General features: G+C 39.9%; 2 protein-coding genes. Both read left to right on the top strand.

The genetic code is table 11. From position 1 onward, the window contains the following. Positions 1-34 precede the first annotated feature (34 nt). A complete protein-coding gene (locus tag ACFIKR_RS09175; protein ID WP_375659628.1) occupies positions 35-1,201 on the top strand; it encodes a tyrosine-type recombinase/integrase in 1,167 nt (388 codons plus the stop codon). Between the two features lie 210 nt (positions 1,202-1,411). Further along, on the top strand, positions 1,412-1,612 hold the full coding sequence (locus ACFIKR_RS09170) for an AlpA family transcriptional regulator (protein ID WP_007347209.1): 201 nt from the start codon (positions 1,412-1,414) through the stop codon (positions 1,610-1,612). The last annotated feature ends 343 nt before the right edge of the window (positions 1,613-1,955 follow it).

Raw genomic sequence — 1,955 nt, 5'->3', positions numbered from 1 at the left:
GTGTGGATCAAATTTGTATAAGAAAGGACTAAAAATGGCTCTTATGAACCGTCTTAATGCAAGGGCTGTCGCAACATTGGGGGCTGGCAAATATAATGATGGTGCTGGCTTGTTACTTCATAAGCGTAAAGATGGAGGTGCTCAATGGATTTACCGTTATACCATTCATGGTCGGCGCCGCGAAATGGGCTTGGGTGCCTTGAGAGATGTTTCTTTAAAACAAGCCCGTGAATTGGCAACTGGGTGGCGTTCTGTTCTTCGTGAAGGTCGTGACCCTATTAAAGAACGTGAAAAACAAAAGCGTGAGGCAATAAGTAATCTCCATTATTTAAAAGATATCGCGTTGGATGCTTTTGAAAGTCGTAAAGCTGAATTAAAAAATGATGGTAAAGATGGGGATTGGTTTTTACCATTACGCCTCCATATTCTCCCTAAATTAGGCTGTCTGCCCGTTTCAGAGATTACGCAAACAGAGATACGCGATACCCTTGCCCCTATTTGGCATACAAAAGCTGGAACTGCTCGAACAGCACTAATGCGTCTTAATCTTTGTCTCAAACATGCGGCTGCATTAGGGTTAGATGTTGATTTACAAGCAGTAGAAAAAGCACGCGCGCTCTTAGGCAAACAACGTCATAAAAAACAAAGCTTACCAGCCATGGATTGGAGAGATGTGCCGGCTTTTTACCAATTTCTCTGCAAAACAACAACTATAAAACATTTAGCTTTGCGTCTGCTTATCCTTACAGGGGTTCGTAGCAATCCTTTGCGTCATATTCGTGAAGATCAGATTGAAGATGATATCTGGACAATCCCTGCTGAGAATATGAAAGGAAGGCGTGATGCTACAACAGAATTTCGCGTGCCTCTATCAACAGAAGCATTAGAAATTCTAAAACAAGCGCGCTTGCTCTCTCGTAATGATTTCTTTTTTTCTGCTAGAGGTCGTGGTCCCCTCGCTGAGAAATGTATGGCTACGTATATGAGAAAAAATAAAATTGAAGTCTGCCCCCATGGTTTTCGTTCTAGTTTACGCAATTGGCTCGCTGAAACAACCGATGCTCCCTATGAGGTCGCTGAAACTATTCTAAGTCATACGGTCGGCGGTAAAGTAGAGCGTGCCTATCGTCGCACTGATTATCTAGAACAACGCCGGATCTATATGGATAAATGGGCGGCATATGTCACGGGTCAATCTTAAGATATGGGGTGAATAACCCCATGATCTGTGCATAACTTTAACTCTCTTGTCTCTCATTCTTTCTCAATAAGATTCATCACGTCTCACATCAGAAACTGTATGATAAAATATTGTTTTCTATAAATAAAATACCTTCAAAAATGAACCAAAATATGGTTAATAAATGGTTATGATTTGTTCTCATTTTTTTACTTTTGAAAGGATTTTAGTATGACAGAAAATGATATTCTTTTGACAGACCGTGAAAGTGCAAAATTGCTTCATATGAGTGTCTCAACATTCCGCCGTCATGTAACCAATGGCTCTCTCCCAAAACCTTTAAAATTTGGCTTTTTATCGCGTTGGTTACAATCAGATCTTTTGAATGTCATCGAGCAAGCAAAACAGCAACGTCAAAGCGACGCGGCATAAAAAGAAAACCTTGTCACGTAAGGACGGACAAGGCTTTCTCAAACTCATCACCCTAGAGAGTGCAAAATCTGTCCTATGACGCAACGTTATAGGATTTTAAATGATGTGTTCTTTTACGCATGCGCAGGGCATTACACGTGCTGTGCTGAGGGTTTGGCATGGGCGTCTCTTTCAACCCTATGAAAATGCAAAATAGATATAAGATATCTATTCTAACAGTAGCTATTGAAGAAATAGTAAAAATGTATTACATTAGAATTACATTATAACACATTAAGTAGTCGTAAAATGGCTGAGACAACATTTACCTTTCGCGTCGATGATGTATTAAAAAATGAATTTT

The sequence above is a fragment of the Bartonella sp. MR30HLJHH genome (assembly GCF_042194195.1).
Classification (GTDB): domain Bacteria; phylum Pseudomonadota; class Alphaproteobacteria; order Rhizobiales; family Rhizobiaceae; genus Bartonella; species Bartonella grahamii.
This window is presented reverse-complemented; position numbering and strand designations above follow the sequence as displayed.

Coding starts and splice junctions, on each gene's coding strand:
- ACFIKR_RS09175 (WP_375659628.1), top strand. CDS start 35: ATGGCTCTTATGAACCGTCTTAATGCAAGGGCTGTCGCAACATTGGGG.
- ACFIKR_RS09170 (WP_007347209.1), top strand. CDS start 1,412: ATGACAGAAAATGATATTCTTTTGACAGACCGTGAAAGTGCAAAATTG.